The 4,420-nt window shown below is 66.8% G+C and carries 5 protein-coding genes; 3 read left to right on the top strand and 2 right to left on the bottom strand.

Translation table 11 applies throughout. The features are described from left to right. The first annotated feature begins 275 nt into the window (after positions 1 to 275). A complete protein-coding gene (nucS, locus tag AB0I35_RS32305; RefSeq protein WP_357400102.1) occupies positions 276 to 1,025 on the top strand; it encodes an endonuclease NucS in 750 nt (249 codons plus the stop codon). A gap of 11 nt (positions 1,026 to 1,036) precedes the next feature. Next, positions 1,037 to 1,330: an ATP/GTP-binding protein gene (locus tag AB0I35_RS32300; protein ID WP_357400101.1), complete on the top strand. Its 294-nt coding sequence runs from the start codon at positions 1,037 to 1,039 to the stop codon at positions 1,328 to 1,330. 116 nt (positions 1,331 to 1,446) lie between these two features. On the opposite strand, the gene AB0I35_RS32295 is transcribed toward AB0I35_RS32300, so the two are convergent. Together AB0I35_RS32295 and mce are read right to left on the bottom strand one after the other, a co-directional pair. Further along, positions 1,447 to 2,451, bottom strand: a complete 1,005-nt coding sequence (locus AB0I35_RS32295) for a hypothetical protein (RefSeq protein WP_067498215.1) — start codon at positions 2,449 to 2,451, stop codon at positions 1,447 to 1,449. A gap of 86 nt (positions 2,452 to 2,537) precedes the next feature. Next, entirely contained in the window at positions 2,538 to 2,999 is a 462-nt protein-coding gene (gene mce / locus AB0I35_RS32290) for a methylmalonyl-CoA epimerase (RefSeq protein WP_357400100.1), read from the bottom strand. 89 nt (positions 3,000 to 3,088) lie between these two features. Between mce and AB0I35_RS32285 the strand changes: the two genes are divergently transcribed. Then, a complete protein-coding gene (locus tag AB0I35_RS32285) occupies positions 3,089 to 4,270 on the top strand; it encodes an acetyl-CoA C-acetyltransferase (RefSeq protein WP_357400099.1) in 1,182 nt (393 codons plus the stop codon). The last annotated feature ends 150 nt before the right edge of the window (positions 4,271 to 4,420 follow it).

Raw genomic sequence — 4,420 nt, 5'->3', positions numbered from 1 at the left:
CCCATTCCGAACCCGGAAGCTAAGGCCACCTGCGCCGATGGTACTGCACTCGACAGGGTGTGGGAGAGTAGGACACCGCCGGACAATCATTGCGAAGAAGCCCTCAGCATTGCGCTGGGGGCTTCTTTGCGTTTCGCAACAACGGATTTCGGGAGTACATGGGTAACTCCCCGGGTACGGCCATAACGCGGTAACGACATACCGCATGCCCGATTGGTTCGTTACCCCATTCCTAGGCCGTCGGCCGAATTTCGGGGAGGCGGTACAGTGGCCGGGTGCGCCTTGTCATTGCTCGTTGCCAGGTCGATTACGTCGGTCGGCTGACCGCTCACCTCCCGATGGCCCGCAGGCTCTTGCTCATCAAGGCCGACGGTTCGGTGCTGGTGCATTCCGACGGCGGCTCGTACAAGCCGCTCAACTGGATGAGCCCGCCGTGCTGGCTCCAGGAGCGCGACGTCGCCTCGTTGAACCCGCCGGCGGAACTGCCCGAGGGTGTGCGTCCGCTGCGCGAGGAGCCCATGCATGCACCCGAGAACAACTTCAAGGCCCTGTGGGTGGTGACCAACAAGGCCGGTGAGGAACTGCGCATCGCGATCGAGGAGATCGAGCACGATTCCTCGCATGAGCTCGGTGTCGATCCCGGCCTCGTGAAAGACGGTGTGGAGGCGCACCTGCAGGAGCTGCTCGCCGAGCATGTCACCAAGCTCGGCGAGGGATACACCCTGGTGCGCCGTGAGTACATGACCGCGATCGGCCCCGTCGATCTGCTGTGCCGCGACGCCGACGGCGCGACGGTCGCGGTGGAGATCAAGCGCCGCGGCGATATCGACGGCGTCGAACAGCTCACCCGGTACCTGGCACTGCTCAACCGCGACCCGCTGCTCGCGCCGGTGCGCGGAGTGTTCGCGGCCCAGCAGATCAAGCCGCAGGCGAAGATACTCGCCGAGGACCGGGGGATCCGTTGCCTCACGCTCGATTACGACGAGCTGCGTGGCACCGAGAGCAACGTTTTCCGGTTGTTCTAGGAAGCAGTGCCATGCCGCGTCGTAAACCGCGCCAGGAACGCCGTAGCGGGCCGCTGCCGCTCGGCGACGTGTACGGGCGCACCGAGGAGGGTCCGGGCGGCGACGAGATCTATGTCGTGCGAACGGTTCCCGGTGCGCGGGCGGTGAAGACCTATCGCTGCCCGGGCTGTGACCACGAGATCGCGCCGGGGGTGGCCCATATCGTCGCGTGGGCCGTCGAGGGCGGTGAGGACGACCGTAGGCACTGGCATCAGGGTTGCTGGAACGGCAGGCGCACACGGGGAATCACGCGCCGCTGGTCCTGATCCCGGCCGAGACGCCGAAAAGCGGCCGAGACGCCGAAAACTGGAGGCCACCTCGATGATTCGAGGTGGCCTCCAGTTTTCCAGGTGTAGACGTGTCGTCGCAGAGTCCGACAGGGTCAGTTGACGTCGGCGCTCTCGCGGTCCTCGTCGACGATGTCCTCGTCGGAGACCTCCGGGATGGCCTTGTTCTGGCGCGAGCCCGAGACGGACTTGTTGTTGCCATTGTTGTTGTTGCTGATCGACTTGCGCTCCGGGGCGCCGTCGAGCAGTTCGCTCTCCCGGTTGACCGCCGCGAGCATGGCGGGCACCGAGTCGAGCTGGCCGCGGATACCGAGCAGCTGGGCCAGGACCCGGCCGCGCAGCACGCGCATCTCCTCGGCCAGTTCCTTCGCGTGCGCGATCTTGCGCTCGGAGGTCTGGGTGGCGGAGCTGATGAGGCGGTTGGCCTCGTCGGTCGCGTCCTTGATCCGCTGGGCGGCCTCGGCGCGACTGGTGGCCTCGAGCTCCTCCATGGCACGAGTCAGCTTGGTGCGCCGATCGTTCATGGTGGCCTCGAAGTCCTGCTGGGTGGCCTTGCGCTTGGCCTCGGCCTCCTTGGCGAGACGCTCGGCCTCGGCCTGGGCGGCCTCGATGATCTTGGTCGACTCGGTGCGCGCCTTCGCGAGGGTCTGCTCGAACTCGATCTCGAGCGCCTCGCGCTTCTCCTTGGTCTCCGCGAGCAGCGACTCGTACTTGCCACGCATCTCGGTGGCCTGCTGCTCGGCGATCGACACCATCTCGGCAGCCTCGGCCTGGGCCAGTGCGCGAACCTCGGACGCTTCGTCCGAGGCAAGGCGCAGCATGCGCGAGATACGGTCGGACATACCTTCGGCGGTGGTCGGCGGCACGGAGAGCCGGTCGACCTCCTTGCGGAGCTCGTCGATCTCGTCCCGGGCGTCTTCCAGCTGGGCGGCGAGATTGCGGGCCTGCGCGGCGGCAGCATCCCGGTCGGTGGCGGTGACGCGAAGCTCCGCGTCGAAGCGGTCGAAGTAGTTGCGCACCTCGTCTTGCGCATAACCCTTGCGCACAACGGTGAAGGGCAGTGCAACGAAGCGATTGCGATCGGACTCAGGTGACGACATGGCACACAAAATACAGCCTCGAGCGACACGATGGAGACTCGACCAGGAATGTGATCTCGCCGAGATTTCCCGGTCGGACCGGCCTACTAGTGCGTAACATCCGGGTTCGGCTCCACGAGCTCGATCAGCACACCCCCAGCATCCTTCGGATGGACGAAATTGATGCGAGAATCAGCGGTTCCGTGTCGAGGCGCCTCGTACAGCAAACGCAGCCCACGGTCGCGTAAGAAGCCCGAAACGGCCTCGATATCGGTGACCCGGTAGGCCAGCTGCTGCAGTCCGGGGCCGCTGCGGTCGATGAACTTGGCGATGGTCGACTCGGGCGTGAGCGGGGCCAGCAATTGCAGGGCGGTCGCGCGGTCGGCGGCGGCCGGGCACGACAGCATCGCCTCGACGACGCCCTGGGCCTCGTTCACCTCGCGATGGGTCTCGACCATGCCGAGGTTGTCGGTGTACCAGGCCACCGCGGTGTCGAGGTCGGGCACGGCGATGCCCACATGATCGACGGCGATGACGTAGTCGGCGGGGATGAAGTTCGCATTGGTCACCCCACGAAGCTAGCGCGACCTGCGTTCCAGCCGCCGGTGTGCAGGGGTTACCGTTGAGTACAGGTTCGAACTATGAATGCGAGGCTTGCGTGACCACTTCTGTCATCGTGTCCGGTGCGCGTACCCCGGTCGGGCGGCTGCTTGGCGGTCTGAAGGACTTCAAGGCCTCGGATCTGGCCGGTGTGGCCATCAAAGCCGCCCTGGAGAAGGGTGGCGTCGCGCCCGAGCAGGTCCAGTACGTGATCCTCGGCCAGGTGCTGCAGGCCGGCGCGGGGCAGCTGCCCGCGCGTCAGGCCGCCATCGCCGCGGGTATCCCGATGGACGTGCCGTCGGTGCTCGTCAACAAGGTGTGCCTGTCGGGCATCAACGCGATCGCGCTGGCGGATCAGCTGATTCGCGCGGGCGAGCACGAGATCGTCGTGGCGGGCGGCATGGAGTCGATGAGCCAGACTCCGCACCTGCTGCCCAAGAGCCGCGAGGGCTTCAAGTACGGCAACACCACCCTCGTCGACCACATGGCCTACGACGGCCTGCACGACGTCATCACCGATCAGGCGATGGGTCTGCTCACCGAGGATCGCAACGACCTCGACAAGGTGAGTCGCGAGGAGCAGGACGCCTTCGCCGCCGCCTCGCACCAGCGTGCCGCGGCCGCGTGGAAGAACGGTGTGTTCGAGGGCGAGGTCGTGCCGGTGGCCGTGCCGCAGCGCAAGGGCGACCCGGTCTACGTCACCGAGGACGAGGGCATCCGCACCGACACCACCGTCGAGTCGCTCGGCAAGCTGCGTCCGGCCTTCCGCAAGGACGGCACCGTCACCGCGGGCACCGCCTCGCAGATCTCCGACGGTGCGGCCGCGGTGGTCGTGATGAGCAAGGCGAAGGCCGAGGAGCTCGGCCTCGAGTGGATCGCGGAGATCGGCGCCTCGGGTCAGGTCGCCGGACCGGATTCGACCCTGCAGGACCAGCCGGCCAACGCCATCCTGGCCGCCTGCGCCAAGGAGGGCATCACGCCCGCCGACCTGGACCTCATCGAGATCAACGAGGCGTTCGCCGCCGTGGGTGTGTCCTCCACCCGCAAGCTCGGCTACGACCCGGAGAAGGTGAACGTCAACGGCGGCGCCATCTCCATCGGTCACCCGCTCGGCATGTCCGGCGCCCGGATCCTGCTGCACCTGGCGCTGGAACTGAAGCGTCGCGGTGGTGGCGTGGGTGCTGCCGCGCTGTGCGGTGGTGGTGGTCAGGGTGACGCGTTGATCATTCGCGTGCCGTAGACCGGCTGGCACCTTTGGGGTGTTGGGCCCAAATGGTATCGGCTGTGTTTTTGGAGCGCTTGCGCGCTCGAGCGCGGCCCCTGGAGGGCCGCGCGAACAGCGCTCGAGACTCGCGCTTCGCGCATGCGCTTCGAGCGCTGTTCGCGCGGC

This window comes from Nocardia sp. NPDC050378 (assembly GCF_040655675.1).
GTDB lineage: Bacteria > Actinomycetota > Actinomycetes > Mycobacteriales > Mycobacteriaceae > Nocardia > Nocardia coubleae.
Note: the sequence above shows the minus strand (reverse complement) of the source record. Positions and strands in the feature narration are given on the sequence as shown.